This is a genomic window from Methylomonas sp. BW4-1 (assembly GCF_052474385.1).
The window spans coordinates 1,321,216-1,341,394 of record NZ_CP184125.1; the positions used below are offsets into that span (position 1 = coordinate 1,321,216).

A 20,179-nucleotide genomic window follows, 5' to 3' on the forward strand; every position below is an offset into this window, starting at 1 on the left:
CTGTAAGTTTTCGCTAGAGGGTATGTTTTAGAGGCTTTTGTTGGGAAATATTTTTTTGTTCTGCAAATTCCGGCATTATTTATCCGGTTTTGGGGGGGATCTCTTCCGGTGGACGAGTTTTGGCTATTTGGCGTGTCGGAAATTGGGTTATTTACCTTAAATTGCAGACTATCGAGGCCTTGCGGTCGGACTGAGTGGCTTGCGACGTAACTGTGTTCAGTTGATGTGGATCGGCTGTTCTAGGTTAATGGCTGGCAAAACCAATCGCTTTGAGTAGGCCGGGTTCCGGGATATGAATCCCGTCCCCAGTCCTCAATTAAAACTAATTTTCGTAGCCAAACTCGTTTATAAAGGGTTGCAGTTCAGGCAGGATGGAAGTGTATTCCGCCCGATAATGCTGCCAACGGCCAACTGATGATGAATATAAAGGTTGCGCGACCTGGCTAAAACTAGGGCTGGCGATGTACTTGCCGGCTGCTTTTTTATGGAATTCGGCGACCGCCGGATCCCACTCCAAACCAATGAAATCAAATACCTTTCGGAATGCCAGTTCGAAATCAAATACCGCATCTTCGTAGCGGAACTCGATATAATCCATCGTTAGTTTGGGTTTGATAGTTAGCCACCAGTCCATGACTTGCGTATAAAACCGGGCAGTGCTTTCCCAGCTCAGCAATTGCACCGTTGACGGCGTCGGCAACATGGTTTGCATGAAGCAACTCAAGCAAACGTCACGCGGGTCGCGCAGCAAAAATACCAGTTTGGCGTCTGGAAAGATGCAGTTGATCAAGCCCAGATCGATGGTGTTCATCGTGGTTTTATCCAGCAATAATCGGGTGCCGATCTTATCGCCATACAAGGCGCGGGCCCGGTGCCAGTAAAACGCACGTAAGTGCAGCACGCCTGCTAAATCGAGCTTGCGTAGTTGCTCGGCGACGCTTCCTTGTTCATTCGATATTCGCTTAAGTTCCTTCGCCATCGAGATAACCAAGTCGGTTTCGTCAGCGACAAAAATTTCCGGATGGGAGGCCAGCACTTCCTGGGTCAGCGTAGTGCCGGTGCGCATAAAGCCCAACAGAAAAACCGGTGCGGGTTGGTCGGCGGGGAATTCGGTATTGGCCCAGCGACCGAGTAGTTCGCTATCAAATTCCGTCTTATGCGTTGCCAGCATTTTTGGCACTAAACCGGCGTCTTGGCGTTTTACTTCCGCCAGATGCGGTGCCTGTTCGGCGGCCGCATGCAAATGCGGGAAAACCCGTTCATATTCTCCAAGCTTGTCCAGGATGCGGGCCAACTCTTTATGGGCTCGGAACCTTTCTTCGGTGGTCAATAAGGCATTTTGCAATACCTTTTCCAAGCGTTGTTTGGCTTCTTGGTGTAGGCCATCAGCAGCTTCCAGAGTGGCGAGTAATATCGCCAATACTGCGCTGTTTGGTGCCAATTTCAATGCTTGTCTACCGGCTGCGAGGGCGAGTTTTTTCTGATTTAAACGAGAATAAGTCAAGGCCAGCAATTGATAGCCGCGCAATTGCCCCGGATTGATTTGCACGGCTTGTTTGCATAGCGCCAGTGCACCGGGAAAATCGTTCCAATACTGCAATTGGTCGACCATATCCAGAGCCAGGCCAATGTCGCGGCTTTTACGGGATTTTTTTAACAGCAGCTGCCCGGACTGATGAAGGTGCGCCAAGCCTTCCTCGCGCTGCCCGAGCCAGCATAGCGATTGTCCCAAGCAGGCCTTGATTTGCGGATCTTTAGGGCTTTCCGCCGCTGCCTTGGTAAACCATACCACCGCTTCGCTGAAATTTTTTTGTTGGACGGCGGCCTGGCCGAGTTGCATGAATGGGGTCATGGTGTTTATCGCTATAAAATCGAATGACAGTTGTCTGAGGGGGCGTTTTTATTGTTAAGCGAAGTTGCAAAACTCGCTTAAATCAATTACGTGAGGTGCTTTAGGGGATTGCGGTTTGCTGTAATTTGTCTTGGCCTCCTGCCGCTGGGGTTTCAATACGTTATTGACGCTGATTATATCTTAGCCGCGCCAGCTATTATCACCTGGTTGTGAGCATACTTAGCGTGATGTTGGCTGCCGGTTTTTTCTGGCAATCGAAATCAAGCCTAACAGTCCGCTGCCGAGTATCCAACTCGCGGCGGGAAGGGGGACTGCTGTTGGTGTATCTACGGCAATATCGTCAATTTGCACTTTGAATTCCGCGCCGATTTCGATTATATCCTCAACGCTTTGCGCGCCATGGAAATGTATCCAGACCGCCGCGACATTCGCAAAGTCTTGATTCAGTGCCAGCGTTCCGGAAAAGCCATTTTCAACTGTCTGATAGGCTACTCGGTTGCTATAGTGGGTGCCGTCGCCATTGGTCAAATCCGGGTTCAAGGCGCTGCTTAGCCCTATGATTTCGTAAAAATGAATTGCCGGATCAAAATTTTCCGGTATTGGCGTTCCGCCGGCATAAGGATTTCCTTCAGCGGCGTAAGGTGCTTTGAATTGTATGCTGTGCAGACTAAACGCGGTCGAGTCTAGGGCTCTTATATAGATACCCGGTGCATCAGCATGGTAAGACACCTCGGAATCCGTCACGGAATTCAGTGCATGTAGATGCCCCCCGGTATTGATTGCTTCCGACAATGTGCCGACGACAAGACCATTCTGATAAATGCATGCCGTGGTATTGCAAGTGCCATCGGCGCCGGGGGCGGTGTTGGCGTGGCCGTAATAGGCGCCAACCGGTAGTACCGGGTTCGGCGAAGCTCTATCGGGTTTTACGCCGAAGTCGACGAAGGTTGGGGCGGTAATCGCCGCGTCGGCATGGCTACTTGCTGCAAGCATTGCTAACCAAATTACCGCTAAAGCCGGTTTTGCTTTATTCATAAATATCTCCAGGTTGGGGGAAGAGGGAGTTGTAAAAGATTTCACAAATGCCGATAGCCAAATTAAGCCTCACCTCGGTCACGGAATTTTCCGGCTGCAGTCCACATGCCTGCGAGGCCGGTGATAAATAGCCAAGCTGCGCTTGGAATCGGCACTGCCGTGGAAATATTGACATTGTCTAATTGCATGCCGAAGCTGATTCCGATGTCCGGAACGCGGGGAAAGCCGTGGTAATGGATCCAGAAGGCATTGATATTTCGAAAGTCTTCGTTGAGCAGCAAATTGCCTTGGAAGCCATTAGCGACAGTTTGATACGCCACGCGCGTCGAGTAATTGGTGCCGTCGCTGGTCGCGCCGGCAAGGCCTGGATTCGCAGCGCTATTAAAACCCAGAATTTCCCAATATTCGTTGTCGCCTAGCAAGGCTGTGTCGTCGGGGCTAGAAGAAACTGGCTCGGGTACCAAGTACTGTCCGCCATTGCCGTCATCGTAGGCGGTATAAGTTGGATTATCGCCGTAAATAGGGTTGCCGGCATTAATCGGGGCAAAGAAGTCCATGCTATCTAGGCTAAAGGCGGAACTGTCTTTAGCCCTGATATATATGCCGGTGGAATCGGCATGATATTGAGCGCGTTTGTTCCCGCTAACTGTCGCGCTATGAATATGTTCGCCGCCTCCCTCGTAAACCACTCCCACCAGAAAACCGTCCTCCTGGTAGCATGTGCCGTAAATAGCCGAGGGGCCTGGGCAGCCGCCTGTTGCAGGGTTTGCCGGAAGATCGGGTTTGCCGGCAGTTGCAGTACCTAAGGCGCTGAATCCAATCACGGTTGGTAAGGTGGGCGGCGCAATTGCTGCCAAGGACTGCGAACTCGCCAGAATAAGGCTGCTGGTAGTCAGGCAGCGAAATATCGATTTCTGCATAGTGATTTTTTCCTTGAAAAGTTTTAGAGGCATGAAAATCAAAGAACATGCCTGTCCTTGATGTGTTTTAAGGCTAGAGCTCAGTGGAATCAAACAGTGGGTCATAGGTCGCAACGTAGGATAGGCAATACGTCAAAAGCTGCCGCAATATCCGTACCATGTTCGTTAGACATTTCGTCGGCCACAATCTTATAAACGGCTGAATCAGGGGTCGGCTGAGGGCGTGAGTTGATTCAGTCAGCAAAGGTTTGAAAGGATAATAATTAAACTATGTTATATAACTACGTATCGACGTAATTGCAGGTGATTACTAGTATTTTTGGCTTTTTGTCTAACGTATAAACCAGTATGCCAGGCAAGTTTAAACTTGAACCCAAATAATCCATTCGCCAGAAATACACCGAATTCTGACGATTTCTAATGGATGCCATTAGAGTAACTTGTTGATATTAGGGCGATTCAGCCTCTAATGGACAATCAGGGTTGAATGCAGAGCTCAATGTCTGCAAATGAACGTTATTCGAATTACTGATTGCGCATATTCGAACGTATTAAAACCGTACAGCATCTAGGAGGTGGTTCCGATAGGAACACCGCAACGCTTTGATTTTGCTGGTTTACTGGGCAGATTGTTACGGTTTTTAACGAACTTCGATATGCGTATTTGTAACATGTTCACGTGCCGCAACCGGACCGGTTGCCTGGTTTTTAGAGTTTTATAATGCGCAATATTATTTGTGGCATATTACTTGCTGTAAATTGGGTGTAGCAGCAAGCATGAGCTTGGCTTATCTTGAAAGATGTCGATTGTGTATTGCTTGCAAAAGTAGTCCGTAGTCTTTTCCTGGGCCGGGAGGCGTTGGTTGTGACTGCAGGTTCAAAAAACTAAACGGCAATAACAGCAACATTATAGACATACCCAGACCATGAAATTAAAAGTCGTAGCAGCGTTTTGCCTCATAGCCCATTGCAGTATGGTGTTGTCCGCAGAGATAGGAAGTTCGGTGCCGAGTTGCCCCGCAACTAGGGCAGATGGGACTAATCGGCTAGATATTTCCGCTTACAAGGGCAAAGTGTTATTGATAGATTTTTGGGCGACCTGGTGCGGCCCGTGCCGAAAAGCGATGCCATTTTTGAACGGATTACGTAATGAACAACTCAAGGACGGCTTTGAAGTGCTAGGAATTAATGTCGATGAAGACATCGAGACTGCGCAAGAATACTTGAAGTCCGCCGCAGTCGACTATCCGATGTCGTTTAATCCAGAAGGCGACTGTCCGCGCATTTTCGGAGTAACAGCCATGCCGTCATCATTTATCGTCGATAAACAAGGCAAAATTCGGATGATTCATTTGGGCTTTCGCGACGAAGACAAAGAAGGGTTGCGCAAGCAGATTACCCAGTTATTGAGCGAATAAGATGTTGTTGGATAACAATCGGATTGTTTCGCTTATATGCAAAGGGCTAGCTCTGATTGTATTGACTCAATGTGTTGGCTGTAGCGCCGTGTCTCCTTGGGAAAGAGGTAATCTTGCCAAAGACGAAATGGCGATCACGCCGTATCCAAACAGGGAAGCTTTTCGAGATCATATTTTTACCAGCAAGGAAGCCTCGCAGGGTGGACACGGCGGTTCGGGAGGCGGCTGTGGCTGCAACTAAGCTCGAAAAAAACAAGGTTTTAGCTGCGCTGACATCTGCAGCGTTAGGATTGCCCGGGCTGGATAGTCATGCGGCAACGCCGACGACTCAGTCCGAGGCCAATGCGCAGTACGGCTATTATCAGGAAAGCGATAACCGAATGCGCGTAGAGGTATATCACGGCGATTTTGTGATTCCAATGTCGGATCGCCTGGAGTTTACCTTTAGCGTGGATCGGGATACATACAGTGGCGCGACACCGTCGTTCAGTATGCCCGAGGTGATGGCAAACCAAGCGAAAATAGATCAAAACCAGAATCGTGCCGATGTGATTTCGGCTGCCTCGGGCGGAGTAGATCCGACCAAGTTGGCCGGATATCAAGGTGTAATGTCATTTAAAGAACCATTCGAAGCCTATACAGCCATAGGATCCCAAAGCCAACAGCTCGAATTGAATTTAATCCAGCAGGGTACCGCTGCTATAACGGCGAATACCGATCAACTGCTTACCCAGTATCAAGCTGCTAATCCAGCACCCGGTTTTCCGGCGGGTTGGGGGCAGACTATTTCCAGCGCAGTTACTATCGATTTTCAGGGAGTAAACGCGGCTGTTTACGGTAAGGCTGATACCAATACTGGGGGGTTCTGCCCGGGTGGAGCGGGGTGTTATCAACAAAATGGCATTGTAGTCGGCACAATTACCGATCCTCTAAACCCCGACGGGCATCTCCATCGACAAGGCACAATTGCAGATCGTGAAATCCAATACCATGCCGACTCATCGGGCATTTATATCCGCGAATTGGATGGTAAGGCTTTTCGCGCTGCAAATATGTTTTTTAACAGTCTGCAAGCAAATGGCTCAGGCGTTAATGATGTCTGGGAAATCCTCGGTTTTAATTCGGCAGTGAATCACAACTTGAGCACGGGTGATGGCGCAAATTACGCGAATCGAGTGGCTTATCAACAAGTTGCCACCAACCATACCGGCATTTTGGCTCTTGATTCATCGTTCTCGAATATTAATGCGCTGTGGATTCATTACAAGGGTTATATACAAGATGTGACAAATTCAGGCGCTGATTTTGAGCTGAGGGTTGACGACATCAATCTTGCGCCAGCGCAATTTGCCAACGCAACACCGGAACAAATTGCATGGCTGCAGGCCTATAGTGCATATCAGAGCAGTCTTGAAACGGCGTCTGCATCTCAGCGACAAGCTATTATTGATAATGCGGCTGCACAAAAGGCGGCATTCGAAAAGAACGCCTTAATCAGTATATACCGCAATTTTCTGAACCAAGTTGTCCCGCCCAACACTCGGGTCAAGCAAACGTTCCAGACTCAGCCGCAAGAAACCCGCACGCAACCCGTATTCGGCGCCAAATATTATTTCGATGACGCTACTTTGGGGGTTTCCGGCGGTCAATCGAACGAACCCGATTTCAACTCAAACTTCGGTTCGGTTAATTTCTCGCAGGAGTTCAATAACAAACTTACCACTGTTTCGGCTGGTTATAGTTACACCCATAATGATGTTACGCGAAGCAGTGGTGGACACAGCGATCATCATTCACAAGATCCGGGCCACAATCCGGCGATTTATCCTGAGCTTGATGAGTCTAGTGAGTCCAATGGGTTCAATCTTGGTCTGTCCCAAGTGCTTAATAAGAATGCATTATTGCAACTTTCGGCCAACTACACCCGGCAAAGCGGATACCTTAGCAACCCTTATAAATATGTGTACGTACGTGGCGAAGTTACTGCCGAAGAATATTATGAGATGTTTAATTCGCCGGAAACCGTAAACTGGAGTGGCATTACAAATCTGGAAATTGTCGGTATCGATTTATTCCGCGAAGTTCGTCCAAATCTGAGGAATCAATTTTCTTTCTCTACCCGGCTGAATCAATATATCCCGGCGGTCGACGCCGCTTTGCACATGGATTATCGTTATTTTCGGGATGACTGGGGCATTGATTCCCACACTATGGAAATGAAGTGGCTGCAAAAACTGCCTTTCGGTCTCACCGTTACGCCTAGTCTGCGCTATTACTCGCAATCCCAGGCCGATTTTTTCGCGCCGTATTTTTTGGCACCGCGCGCCGACGGGATGTATTCCAGCGATTTCCGCCTTTCCGGCTATGGAGCCCTGAGCGGCGGTGTTACCGTAGCCAAGCAGTTTAATCGTGGTATCAAACTGGAATTGGGCATGGAGTATTACACCCATCAAGGTAATCTGAAATTGGGTGGGGGTGGCGAAAGTGATTACGCCGATTTTAGTTATTGGATGGCGCATGCAGGACTCAATATCGCGCTATCGGCACCGGGACAAATTTTCGGCGGTGGCGCCGGCGATCACCATCATCACCATAATCACGGCGTATCGGCCCCGGCTGGCGTGATGTTCGCGCATATGATGAATAGTGCGGACGACATCATGGTAGGTTACCGATACATGTACGCCAATCAGTCCGGTGGTATGTATCAAGGCTCGCATGCCGCCGGTGACAGCGCTGTGTTGAATTATGCTTGCGGTACAACCAGCTGTATCTCGAGGCCGACCGAAATGGGTATGCACATGCATATGCTTGATTTGATGTACGCACCTACTGATTGGCTGAATCTGATGCTGATGCCGCAGTTGATGGATATGAACATGAGCCTGGAACAATTGCCGGGGGCGGTTGCAGAGACTGCACACGGGTCCGGGCACGAAAGTCACGGTTTAGGTGACACGCTGATGGTGGCGATGGTCAAGGTGTTCGATGCGCCCGGTCATCATGTGCATGCCGGCGTGGGCGTTAGTGCGCCTAGCGGCGATGTGGGCGTGACGCTGGATGGTAGAGACGAGCCGGACAGCGAGTTACAAGATTACGGCATGCAACTTGGCAGCGGTACCTGGGACTTCAAGCCCAGTTTAACTTATACCGGTCAAATTGGCGATTGGAGTTGGGGTGCTCAACTTAGCGGTACCAAGCGTTTACAGGACCGAAATCCATCGGGTTACGCCTTGGGTGACATGTTTCAGGCCACGGCTTGGGGTGGCTATAGCGTGTCCACTTGGCTCTCGGCCACGTTGCGCGGTATTTATACCGACCAGGGCAAAATACGCGGTGCGTTTAATCGAATAAGCTCTTCGGGTGCGACGGTTGACAGTCCAGCCAACTACGGCGGTAAATTCTGGGATGTTGGCTTCGGTCTAAATCTGAACGTGCCGGATGGTGCGATGGCAGGTCACAACTTTAGTGTGGAATGGCAGCAGCCTGTCGCCGACAAATTTAACGGTTTCCAGCTGGAGCGCGAAGGTGTGTTGTCGGCTACTTGGAATTATGCGTTTTAGAAAGGCCTGGTATTTAGCCACTCAGCAAATATGTAAGTGCTTTGCCTCGGTTTTTCAGAAAATAAGTGATATGGCTCAATTATTCGATTTTTTCGCCAGAGCGAAAGCCGTGGAGCCCGCAGAACATATGATTTCCTAAGGATGGCATGATAACTGCTGTAGCTTTGTCGGGAAATCTGTTGGCTAAGCCCGCTTTCTAGGCGGAATTCCCTGATGCAAGTGCTGAACAAATCGTCGTACACCTCAAAAATTCGGTAAGCCAGGTTTTAGCCTCCCATGGATTGCCGTTGGTGGAGTGGAAAATAGATTTGACCAGCGCTTTTGAATGTAAATGTCCAATCCCCCGAAATCCGGACATTCAAACTGAATGACAGGCCATCGGTCTGTTGCGTAATGATTTTATCTGATGGAGATTTTATCGATGATGAACAAAGCTTTTACACTCAAGACCTTGGGTGGTTTATTTTTGGTTGGCACGGCGGCTTTAGCGACTAATGCTGAAGCGGCGACTGTCGATTTCCAAGGAATGACAGCGGCTACTTATGGTAACGCCAATGAAACAACTGGCGCTTTTATCGGTGGCTGTCCAGATTCCAATTGCTTCGCTCAAAACGGTATCGTAGTGGGTACTGTGGGCGATCCTACTGATTCCGGCGCTCATTATCATCGTCAAGGTACTTCAGGTGATCGCGAAGCGCAGTACCATCCGGATTCCACCGGCCTATATGTGCGTATGGCCGATCTTTCCAACTTCAGCTTGCAAAATATCTACCTGAACGTAACCAATGGCGAGGCGGGTGGCAATTTCGTGCTGTACGGTTACAGCAATGCTATCAACAACGGTCTGCCGACTGTTGCCGGTGGAACTAGTGGCGGTGCCGGTTCAAGCAGTGACCCGGAAGGCGGTAATACTGCACCTATCGCTAGCTATGTCGTAGCTAACGATGGTACTTTCGATCAGAACGTCACTTTAAGTGACCTGTTGGCTGCCGATTCCGATTGGGGTGATATAGGTGCGTTCTGGCTGACTTTCCAGGGCTTTAATCATAGCCCAACTGTAAACTATGCTTTGGGCAGTTATCCGGACTGGGATATTCGTATTGACGATATCACTCTGGATGCGCCTGTTTCAAGTGTGCCGGTGCCTGGCGCGGTATGGTTGTTCGGTTCCGCTTTGTTGGGCATGATTGCGCAAGGCCGCAGAAAAGCCATGATTTAAGCTGGTTATTTGAAATTCTGCTTGAACTGAAGGGCAAGGCGAGTTCGTCTTGCCCTTCTTTGTTTGTAGCGGAATGGAAGTGGTGGCTATAAATTAGTCCCTGAAAATGGCTTGCTCGCCATTACCTGAATAGCTCGAAAATAGGGTAAATGCCTGTAAATCTATGTTGTATATAACATAGATTAATTTATGGAACATTTGCGACCAACAAGGCGCTTGTTGGTAAAAAGTAAATTAGACCAAAGTCTTATAATTGTCGCGTTGACTGTGAAAAATATGAAGTCTAATTTGCAAAGGACGTTTTTTGGTCCGCTATTGATCTAACCAAAAACGGAATTATTTTGTTCACAAGTGACTGACCATACTTTTGGTGTTGGTCTTGCATTCCCACCGGCGCTCTTTAGCGCCAATTCCCATATTTAAATAAGTGATTTAACCTGTTTTTTCTTCCTGGGGTCTGATTATTGTTGGTTAAGGCTAGGCTTTATAAGGCTTTTCGCTATGGCATCGTTTTTGCTAATTCTCGGTTGATGCTTAGCGTAAGGGATCAACAATGGCCTTTTTGTCATTAGCAGTCTAGTTCAGTAGTAACTTTTTAGGACATATTTTTTAGGATAAATCTGATGATAAGAAACACACTTGCCAAAGCTATTTCTTTAGCTATCGCTGGCGGCGCAATAACCCTCGCTGGCGTATCAAATGCTTCAGCCTCCACCACGATGTATAACACCAATAAGCCCATTACCAACGGTAATCCTACCGATGCAGCGGCCTTATCTACCGACGGCTGGACTCGCAATAACAATGGTACTAATACCGGAACCCCTTTGCCTTGGTTGGGAACAGTTGGTGCGGTAAGGCCGTTTGGCTACGAAGGCTTGTCGATTGCGAACTGGGCGGCGCATGTCACGGCTGCGGGAGATTCTTTGGAGATTTCGCAAGCCGATGCCGCGACGCGCTACGGCACTGCATGGGGTCCAGTGGCGGGTACAACGTACTTGGCCAATATCGATACTGCTAAAGGTGCTTGGTTCGATGGCTCTACCGGTTGGGCGCACAATACCGATATAGGCTTGTTCAAATCCGACGTTACCACCGAAGTATCCATCAGGTTAACGCCACTGTTTAATGTTTCCGAGCCCGATAAGTCGTGGAGCAATTTTGGTGTTACGGTTTTTACCGGCATGGATACGGATACATCCAAGGCTACAACCCCCAACTATAGCCACCATGCGGGTTGGAACGAGACCAGTTTTACCGCGGACAACCCCATGGGCACCACCGGCCTAACCTATTTGACGCATGACGCGACCGTAGATGCTACGAACGCATTGGTGTTTACCGCAGTTGCCGGACAGGTTTATTCAATATATCTGGGTGGTAACTCGGGAGAAGGTAACTTTAACCCGCACGCTGGGTATCGATTGAATCTTAGCACTGCGGCTCCAGTCCCGTTGCCTGGTGCTGTTTGGCTATTTGGTAGTGCCTTGGTCGGTTTGTTGGGCTTTGGTAAGCGCAATTCGAGTAAGTTTTCACGGTAAACGCTACTGTTGCAAGAGTGAATTCGCCGCTCTTGCAACGAGACTTGGCGACTTGGCGAGTTGGCTGTTGGTGGCAATGTTGCGGCATACTTGATCAAGCGACGGATAGGATTAATTTAGAGGCAAAAAATGAGATTAACCGATATTGTTATTATGTGTTGTTTGGTCGTGTCGCAGGCAGCAGTTGCCCATGGGCCTATGCCTATGCCGCTGCAACGTGTGCCGGTTCCGCCCGTGCCGGGACTTACCGATGGTCCAAATCCAATTGTTGTGGACAAGAATAAAGCGATCGCTTTAGGTAAAGCGTTATTTTGGGATGTCAATGTCGGCAGCGATGGCATGGCTTGCGGTTCTTGTCATTTCCATGCCGGCGCGGATAGCCGCGTCAAAAATCAAATCAATCCTGGTCAAAAAAGTACTCAGCCCAGCGGGCAGACCTTCGAAGCGTTGCCGACCGGCTTGGGTGGTCCCAATCACGAACTCAGCGTTGCCGACTTTCCGCTACGTCGATATAGCGATCCGCTAAATTCAGCGAGTCAGGTCACCTTTAATTCCGACGATGTAGTGTCTTCGGCAGGTACTTTTAGCGGAACCTTCATTAGTGCATCACAGTTTAGTGGCAATAACGATCAATGCGGCAGAGGCGCTGATCCGGTGTTTCACGTGAATGGTATTGGGACGCGGCGGGTTGAGCCGCGTAACGCGCCAACCGTGATCAACGCGGTTTTTAATCATCGCAATTTTTGGGACGGCAGAGCCAATAACGTGTTTAACGGCAGTAGTCCATGGGGCGACCGTGACCCGACGGCCGGTGTCTGGGAGAAAGTCAATGCGCGTAATGTTCAAAAATCACGCTTACATTTGGTCAATTCTTCATTGGCCTCTCTAGCGGTTGCTCCGCCTCTGAGTGATTCGGAAATGGGATGCAGGCAGCGAGTTTGGCCCGATATCGGAAGAAAACTATTGTTAAGGCAGCCGCTGCAGAACCAAAAGGTTCACAACGAAGATAGCGTGCTTGGTCCGTATAGTTTAAGCAGCGCTGGAAATTTGCGGCCCGGCCTAAATACCACTTATAAAGCACTAATCAAGCAAGCTTTTAATCAGAAATACTGGTCCTATAGCGGTATCGGTCCTTTCGGGGGGCGTCAGGGACAAGCCCCTTACGACCAAATGGAAGCCAATTTTTCGATGTTTTTCGGTATCGCATTACAGTTATACCAAGGCACGTTAATTTCGGACCAGGCCCCAATCGATTTGACCGCACGCGATCCCGATAGCTTGGAGCCTATTTGGACTAACTTAGGGTACGATCAGGAAAAAATTGATACCCTGACACGCGGGTTTGAGGCTTTTACCGGCAACCATTGTCAACTGTGCCATGGTGGGCCGACCTTAAGCATTGCAGCGGTAGCTACCAATGCCAGTTTGGTGACGCCTACGCCGGGCATGAATTATGGACCGCTTAGTCAACCTATTCCTTACGGTCCGAATGCTATCGGTGACGGTGACGGCGGCAGAATCGGCGGTATCACACCAGCCGCGAATGTTGTGACTCGGGACACTACTCGAAATGGCGCTACCAGCTATTACAAATTGATGGACTTAGGTTTTGCCAACACTGGCGTAGCGGACCCGGACTCTGATGTCGGTGTTGATGGCGCGGACGATTTTGGCAATCCTTTGTCATTTACCAAGCAATATGTCCAATACTTGCTCGATAATCCAGCTGGTGTGCTGGATTCGGGAGTCTCGACTTTGCAAGCCTGTGACTTCATTAAAGCTTTGGCGGATAACGCGATACCGTTTTCTCGTTGGTTTGGTGTAGCTGACGGAATTATCGCAGATGGTAGCAAAGAAGGGCTGCTACGAAACCAAAACTGTACCGTTGCCAGCTCGGCTTACATTCCCACAGCCGCTGCGGCTTTAGCGAACTTGACGACAGAGAAAATGAGTATTGCCACCAAGGCTGCGTTTAAAGTCCCAACTTTACGTAACATTGAATTGACTGGGCCCTATATGCACAACGGCAGCATGTCTACTTTGGAGCAAGTCCTTGAGTTTTATTCCAGAAAGGGTAACTTCAACAATGATAACAAGCATATCGTTGTCAATCAGATCGCTCTGTCCGGCCAGCCCGCATCGATACGAGCCGATTTGATTGAGTTTCTGAAAACGCTCACCGATGAACGAGTTCGCTACGACAAGGCACCGTTCGATCATCCGGAAATTGTCGTACCGCACGGACATGCCGGGGACAATGTCGCCGTGACTCCAGGTAATCCATTGAACAGCAATCTGGCGATAGAAGAAACCATGACCATACCCGCAGTGGGGGCGAATGGTTTGCAAGACCCGATTCGGCCTTTCGATACTTACTTGGCACCTTAGCTGTATGTAAACAAGGTGTTAAAGATGTGGGCTGGGGCGATCAGATTTTGCGCTAGCCCACATTCAATTTGAACTTTAGATTTTAGGATTCTCAACATGGGATTTGCAAATAACGGAAGCGCTAGATTTTTTTACCCGACGGTCGTCGCAATATTGTCGGTGTTTTACGGGCAGCAGGCCCATGCGGTAAGCGTATTTAGTAATTATGCCACGCTCACTTACAGTCTTTCTTCGAGCGCTGACGGACTCGATATCGACGGATCTTTTGAAATGTTGGGTAGTCCGGACTCTTTCTTGATTGCCGACAATGGTACGGTAACGCCAAGCCACGGTGCCGGTTTGTTTCCTTTAACTCTGGACACACCCTTAAGTTTTTCTGTGAGCGGTCAAGACAATGCCGGTGAGTTTAAGTCGCAGCATTACGGTGTATTCAGTTTGAATTTTTTTAATTCCAGCACGGCTGTAATCAATGTGGATTTAACGCTGAACTATATACTTCATGCTGCAGTTGCCGGTGAAACTGCCGACAGCGATGTCTATCTTGATTATTACAGCTCAGACTACACTTTTAGCGGTTTCGATAGTCTTAACGCCACGCTTTCAGTGCCTTTTTCCGAGCAGTTCACTGTCAATGGCAGTTCCGGAGTATTTAGTTTTTCACTCAATCCCGGTGCATCGGAAACGCTTTCGGCTGACGTTAAAATTGCGAGTACTATGCTGGCTGCACCAGTGCCATTACCCGCTGCGGTTTGGTCGTTTCTAGTAGGCTTGCTGGGAATTTTGGGTTTTAAAAAACGTAAACAGCCCACCATTGCTTAAAGCGTTAGGGATAAGCCGGTTCATGGTTTGTTGTGCCGGACTAGATCACTCTATCCGGAAGTTCCTCGCCTGAAAAATAAGCCTGCAAATTCGCCAATACTTTTTCCCCCATCGCGGTGCACGTTGCAATCGTGGCGCTGCCCAGATGGGGCAGGAGTTGACGCATTGTCCAGTGTCAATTAGCCGGTATCAAGGGCTGCCTGGATGTGCCTGCATTGAGCACTTCGATCTGGCGATTTCGTCGCATGACGCCGGTATTCCCGAGATGTGGGGCAATCCCTAGGCCTCGCAACACTTTACCAAGGTATTAAACCGACGCTGTCGATGCCAATACCCTGATGAAATATGTGGAGCGCATGGGTTTTGTCGCTCGGGCACGACCATCAATCAACGCCTGACTTTACGCGGGTTTGTTGGTCGCATTGATGCTCTGCCCGGTCAGAAAAAACATCTGCACGCGCTGAGTGCGACGCAAAAAAAACCGAAGGCGTTGCTGCGCGATGCCAAGCTGGCGATCAGTCAATTGGAAAAACGCATTACTGCGTTGGCTACGGAAGCGATGATTGGGGGCAAGGCTCACTCGGAGCTGTCGCGTATTTTGAATTTGTTACCAGCAACAGGCATTAACCAAACCAGCGCCATTGCTTTGATGGGCGAGCTGTTGTTACTACCGGCCAACCTGTCCTAGCGCGAGTGGGTCAGTTTGCCGGGCTAGATCCCAAGGCCTTTGAACCGGGCAAAAGTATGCACAAGAAAATGCCGCCATCCAAAGTGGGTAACAGGCATATTGGTTAGGCATTGCATATGCCGGCTCTGAGCGCCAAACAAGATGATCCCTAGGTCAAGCTTATTTCCAGCACTTGGTCGACAATGGCAGGAAGCCGTTACAAGTCGCCTGCGCTATCATGCGTAAACTACTGCATGCGATTTCACGGCATTTTAAAATACGATCAGTCATTCAATAACACACGGTTTTTACGCCACTCCGATACCGATCATCAGTGAGTAAAAAGCGATGGAATTTTGTTGACCTGGAATTGAGTATTTACACCGCTAGTAACCCTTTCTATCTCTAAGGCATTTGCCGCACTTTGGGGCATTACCCACACCTAAAGTTGATGATGTTGTCTTGCATTTGGATGGCAACGCTCTCTAAGTATGTTTGAAGGAAGCAAGTTTGCACAGCCAAGAACTTATAACGGAATAGGCCTGAATATTGCCTTAACTTAGTGGCAAACTTCTGCTGACCAGTTGTATCTGCGTCTTATTCATTTATCAAGTTTGTAGCAAAGAAAAAAGTTTCGTTGCGAAATCCAACAATACCTAAATTTCACAAGCCTTTAAATTGCCACTGTAAGTGGATGCACATTTAGTCATAACTATGCATCCCCCATCAAGAGCTGAGCTTAATCAATAAATAAGGAAAATTTAATGAAAAAATCAAAACATTTAAATGACAATATAAAATCAATGCTAATAATTGCGAATTTAATATTGTCCGGCAGCCAAGCTCTTGCATCACCGTATACTATTGAAGCCAATCAAACTATAACTGGTTTATCAAGCCCAGGCTTTGATAATATAATAAATCGTGGACTAGTGCTTGGTGAAACTGATGATTACTTACCTTTATTACTAGAAAACTATGGAAGTATTTATTTGCCGTCAAAAATAACTTGTCCTGGGCAAAAATTGGTCAACTATGCCAAGGGATATATTGCTATCGGCGGATATTTTGATTGTTACAAACAGGGAGCCCAAGCGCAGATCGAAAACTCCGGTACCATTGCTGTAAATAACGCTGTTGGTGAAAATATCGCCTTAGATCCACGAACAATTGGTGGACAACTTCGCCCAGCAAAGGACTATATGCCTTGGACATATATATTCTGGGGCAAAATTGATAACAAGGTTACCGGCAAATTCATAATAGACCGCAATAATGGAGTAAATCTATGCCAATCGCAGGGTTCTGAGGCGCCTGAGATAGAAAATCGTGGATATTTTGAGATTGCTCAGGGTAGTACATGCAATTTCATATCTACCAAATCTGGCAGTTACAAGCAATTTGAAGGCGAAACTAAGGTAAACGGTACTTTCGGATCACGTTTACTTGACTTCCAGGGAGGAATTCTGACCGGAACAGGTACGATATTGAAGTTTCCTGAACAATTATGGAACGCCAGTTTTAGTATATCGCCCGGCAATTCCACATCACCTTTCGGTGAATTGACGCTAACTCCTGAAATGGGTTATTCAGTATTCGGTGATGGTACACTGAACTTTGTAATTGGTGGCTTGAACAATAACAGCAAGCTGCACGTTAACGGCGAGGCTTATATTGTTGGTAGCGCCAAAATCGCCATCAGCCTGAAAAATGGCTTTATGCCTAATATAGGCAACAGTTTCACCATAATCACCGCTAACGACATTCGCACGGATGATTTTAACCAAGCCAACCTGATTTTGCCTCAACTACCAACAGGTCGGCAATGGCATTTTGATAATGATGGCACCAGCCTAAAATTGAGTGTGATTTGATGGTTTCATATACTCACGAGGGAAACCTACCTGTGAGCACCGCTTTGAGCCGTTCACAACAGCCCCACGGGCGCTTTCCCGGAGGATACTTTACTTTCGAGAATAAATAATTTGATTCTAAGCTATACGATCCGGTATGTCTTTGCCGGAGAAATAAGCCTTAAGATTTTCCAGCACCTTTTCCCCCATCGCGGTGCGCGTTGCAATCGTGGCGCTGCCCAAGTGGGGGAGCAGTGTGGCGTTGTCCAGCGTCAAAAAACCCGGATCTATGTTGGGCTCACCTTCGTAAACATCCAGGCCGGCGCCGGCGATGCGTTTTTCTTGCAAGGCTTTGATCAAGGCCTTGCTATCTACCACGTCGCCGCGCGCAGTATTGATCAAATGCGCGGTAGGCTTCATTAAATTCAAGGTTTTTTCATTGATTAAATGCCGAGTCTCGTTGCCGCCCGGACAATGTAGCGACACGTAATCGCATCGCGGTAATAGTGCTTCCAGCGTATCGCAACGCTCCGCGTTTAGTTCGTCAACGACGGCGGGGTCTGCCGGACTGGGCTTGAGATACAAGATTTTCATACCAAAGCCGTGATGGGCTTTGCGCGCCATGGCTTGAGCGATGCGGCCGAAGCCGACTAGTCCGAGCGTGGCGCCGGTCACGTCACTGCTCATCATATGCGTTGGGCACCAGCCGGCCCATGCGCCGGCACGTACTAACCTGTCTCCCTCCGCGCCGCGCCGTGCGGACATCAGTAACAAAGTCATCGCAATATCAGCCGTGCTTTGCGTCAACACGCCCGGGGTATTGGTGACGATCAGCCCCTGTTGTTTGGCGGCGGCAATATCGATATGGTTATAACCCACGCCGAAATTACCCAGGATTTTGCAGCGCTTGTTCGCGACATTCAGCACCTCGGCCGGCAGGGAATCGCAAACGCTGGGGCACACCGCATCGTAATTTTGCAATGCCGCCTTAAATTCGTCAGCACTCAAGGGATGGTCGTCGATATTCAGCGTGACGTCATAAAGGCTTTGCATTTTGGCTTCAACACTTGCCGGCCACCGGCGGCTAAGCAGGACTTTGGGTTTGTTCATGGGATTTCCTATCGTAAAACGTCAGGTACTTTCAGGTTAGAATCGGTCGTGAGGTGGTCAAGGATCGACGGCCGGGTTGGAGGTGCTTATGCCGCCATTGCCGTGATCACGGTCGTAGGCTTTCAAGCGCGCCGCCCGCAGACTATTGATGCTGGCGATGTTTTCATCGTGTTGCTTTAGGGATCTTTGCCGCTGCAGGGCCAAATGTTGGTCTTTTTGCTCTTGCAAGGCCATCGCCATCGCCGGTTTTTGGTATTGCAGTTCGGCTTGGCGTTCGGCGATGTTTTGTTCTTGCGCGCGCGCGTCCGTGTTCAGACGTTTTTCCATTAAATCCAGGCCGCGAGCTTGGTTTTGCAGCTGTTGCTCGGTCAGTATTCTGGCGTCATCCAGCTGCTGTTGCCTGAGCCTTAATTCCATTTCCGCGCGTTTGGCTGCCTGTTCGTCTTGGTATTGAGCGCTAATCTGTTGATTTTCGCGTAACGCTTGCTCCCGCTGGTTTTTTAGCAATTCGGCAGCCGCAATAGCTTTGTCATTTTGGATGCGCTCTAGTTCGGCTTGTTGTTTGGTTTGCTGATGATCGTGATAAAGCCAAGAGCCAATTGGAAATAGCAGCAGGGCGGCAATCGCAACTCGTTGCAACCATGTTGATGCAGGATGGTGGTTGATAGCGGCGGGCGGCGATAGATCCTGCGGCAAGCGGCTGGCTGCCAATTTACGATCATAGGCGATGCGCCGATTGGCGTCGGACAGGATTACAAATGCTTCTCGGGTTCGGTTCAGTGTATCGATGCCGGCGTCGTCTTCGCGTTTTAGCAAATGGCGTTCAATATCCTTGAATGCGCGATGGATTTGTTGGTCGTCGGCGGACTCGGGTATGTTTAATAGTTGATATAGAGTTTTTGCCATATTCGCATCTCCCAACGCTTTGTCGACTGATGATCGGGAGATAGCGGACTAGCCCCAGAGAATGCCGGTGCTGAACAAAGCACCGGCAGATGGGACTATAAAGAATTGAAATTAGCAGTGCAAACGTCCGCTAAAAATTTAATCGGTGACGATTGCCAGCTTTTCTTGGTTCCTACGCAGCAATGCTAAAGAACCCAGCATGCAGCCCAATACGAACCAAGTTAGCGTGGCGAGGGGCATAGATGACAAGGATTTTTCACTAAGCACCGCAACGGCTGGCTGGCCGGGTTGGCCATCTGCGGTTTTCTCCATTAGAAACTGGTAACCAATGTCGGGGATAAATGACCAGGCTCCGCTACTGATGGCGGGATAGTTCATCACGGACCAGTTCATTGCGCCAATTTCGCGAGCTTCTATGGTATTGCCGCGATTTAATCCTGAGGTGTAAATGGCTTCCATAACGCAAGTGTTGATCTGGTCGACGCTATGGTTGCCGGTTAAGCTGCCGGGTAGCCAGCATAGACCGGGTGCTAAAAAGTCGGAATTTGGCGCCAAGCTATTTTGAGTGGCGTTTTTTAGCAATCCTTGATGGTGAATTTCAGTGGGCTCATGTTCATGAAGTTCCGCATGAGCAGGAGCGATCAGTGCTGCTAACAACAATAGGCGGTGTCTCATGATTTTCTCCTTTGGCGTTGGAGTCAGAAGATAACTCAAGAAAATATCAGCAATAGTAATGCCTTTATTTAAAAAGTCTTTTATTTTAAGTAATTACTGATGTTTTAATTGTTTTCGATGTGAAAAATCAGGTGTCGTTTGGTGTGGAATGGTGCAAAAGATGGTTAGTTTTGGTGCTTAAAGCACAAAACACAGCTGCTTGTCTCGTGTTCT

Annotated in this window: 15 protein-coding genes; 9 read left to right on the forward strand and 6 right to left on the reverse strand. The window is 48.7% G+C overall.

Annotated features, from left to right (window positions below):
- Positions 1-322 precede the first annotated feature (322 nt).
- From ACH5Y9_RS06210 to ACH5Y9_RS06220, 3 genes are all read right to left on the reverse strand, one after another.
- Positions 323-1,852 carry a tetratricopeptide repeat-containing sulfotransferase family protein gene (locus ACH5Y9_RS06210; RefSeq protein WP_445368943.1) on the reverse strand — a complete coding sequence of 510 codons (1,530 nt, stop codon included), beginning with the start codon at positions 1,850-1,852 and terminating at the stop codon, positions 323-325.
- A gap of 219 nt (positions 1,853-2,071) precedes the next feature.
- Positions 2,072-2,887 (reverse strand): VPLPA-CTERM sorting domain-containing protein, encoded by an 816-nt coding sequence (locus ACH5Y9_RS06215; protein ID WP_445368944.1) that lies wholly within the window; start codon positions 2,885-2,887, stop codon positions 2,072-2,074.
- A gap of 62 nt (positions 2,888-2,949) precedes the next feature.
- Positions 2,950-3,807 (reverse strand): hypothetical protein, encoded by an 858-nt coding sequence (locus ACH5Y9_RS06220; protein WP_445368945.1) that lies wholly within the window; start codon positions 3,805-3,807, stop codon positions 2,950-2,952.
- A gap of 974 nt (positions 3,808-4,781) precedes the next feature.
- On the opposite strand from ACH5Y9_RS06220, the gene ACH5Y9_RS06225 reads away from it, so the two are divergent.
- The 9 genes from ACH5Y9_RS06225 to ACH5Y9_RS06265 all read left to right on the forward strand — a co-directional run bounded on the left by ACH5Y9_RS06225 (position 4,782) and on the right by ACH5Y9_RS06265 (position 17,296).
- Positions 4,782-5,225, forward strand: a complete 444-nt coding sequence (locus ACH5Y9_RS06225) for a TlpA family protein disulfide reductase (RefSeq protein ID WP_445369875.1) — start codon at positions 4,782-4,784, stop codon at positions 5,223-5,225.
- Positions 5,226-5,352: 127 nt separating this feature from the next.
- Complete coding sequence (locus ACH5Y9_RS06230; RefSeq protein WP_230410270.1) at positions 5,353-5,466, forward strand: DUF4266 domain-containing protein; 114 nt, start codon at positions 5,353-5,355, stop codon at positions 5,464-5,466.
- Positions 5,453-8,788 carry a DUF3570 domain-containing protein gene (locus tag ACH5Y9_RS06235; protein ID WP_445369876.1) on the forward strand — a complete coding sequence of 1,112 codons (3,336 nt, stop codon included), beginning with the start codon at positions 5,453-5,455 and terminating at the stop codon, positions 8,786-8,788. Before ACH5Y9_RS06230 ends, ACH5Y9_RS06235 begins: the two co-directional genes overlap by 14 nt.
- A 421-nt stretch (positions 8,789-9,209) precedes the next feature.
- Positions 9,210-10,007, forward strand: a complete 798-nt coding sequence (locus ACH5Y9_RS06240; RefSeq protein WP_445368946.1) for a hypothetical protein — start codon at positions 9,210-9,212, stop codon at positions 10,005-10,007.
- A gap of 623 nt (positions 10,008-10,630) precedes the next feature.
- Positions 10,631-11,548: a hypothetical protein gene (locus tag ACH5Y9_RS06245; RefSeq protein ID WP_192395884.1), complete on the forward strand. Its 918-nt coding sequence runs from the start codon at positions 10,631-10,633 to the stop codon at positions 11,546-11,548.
- Positions 11,549-11,677: 129 nt separating this feature from the next.
- Complete coding sequence (locus ACH5Y9_RS06250) at positions 11,678-13,936, forward strand: cytochrome c peroxidase (protein WP_445368947.1); 2,259 nt, start codon at positions 11,678-11,680, stop codon at positions 13,934-13,936.
- A gap of 96 nt (positions 13,937-14,032) precedes the next feature.
- Complete coding sequence (locus ACH5Y9_RS06255; protein ID WP_445368948.1) at positions 14,033-14,755, forward strand: hypothetical protein; 723 nt, start codon at positions 14,033-14,035, stop codon at positions 14,753-14,755.
- A 490-nt stretch (positions 14,756-15,245) separates the two neighbouring features.
- On the forward strand, positions 15,246-15,443 hold the full coding sequence (locus ACH5Y9_RS06260; protein ID WP_445368949.1) for a hypothetical protein: 198 nt from the start codon (positions 15,246-15,248) through the stop codon (positions 15,441-15,443).
- Positions 15,444-16,186: 743 nt separating this feature from the next.
- Positions 16,187-17,296 (forward strand): hypothetical protein, encoded by a 1,110-nt coding sequence (locus tag ACH5Y9_RS06265; RefSeq protein ID WP_445368950.1) that lies wholly within the window; start codon positions 16,187-16,189, stop codon positions 17,294-17,296.
- 117 nt (positions 17,297-17,413) lie between these two features.
- On the opposite strand, the gene ACH5Y9_RS06270 is transcribed toward ACH5Y9_RS06265, so the two are convergent.
- The 3 genes from ACH5Y9_RS06270 to ACH5Y9_RS06280 form a co-directional block, all read right to left on the reverse strand.
- Positions 17,414-18,385, reverse strand: a complete 972-nt coding sequence (locus ACH5Y9_RS06270; protein ID WP_445368951.1) for a 2-hydroxyacid dehydrogenase — start codon at positions 18,383-18,385, stop codon at positions 17,414-17,416.
- Positions 18,386-18,442: 57 nt separating this feature from the next.
- Positions 18,443-19,291 carry a hypothetical protein gene (locus ACH5Y9_RS06275; RefSeq protein ID WP_445368952.1) on the reverse strand — a complete coding sequence of 283 codons (849 nt, stop codon included), beginning with the start codon at positions 19,289-19,291 and terminating at the stop codon, positions 18,443-18,445.
- Positions 19,292-19,429: 138 nt separating this feature from the next.
- Positions 19,430-19,966, reverse strand: a complete 537-nt coding sequence (locus ACH5Y9_RS06280) for a hypothetical protein (protein ID WP_445368953.1) — start codon at positions 19,964-19,966, stop codon at positions 19,430-19,432.
- Positions 19,967-20,179 lie beyond the last annotated feature (213 nt).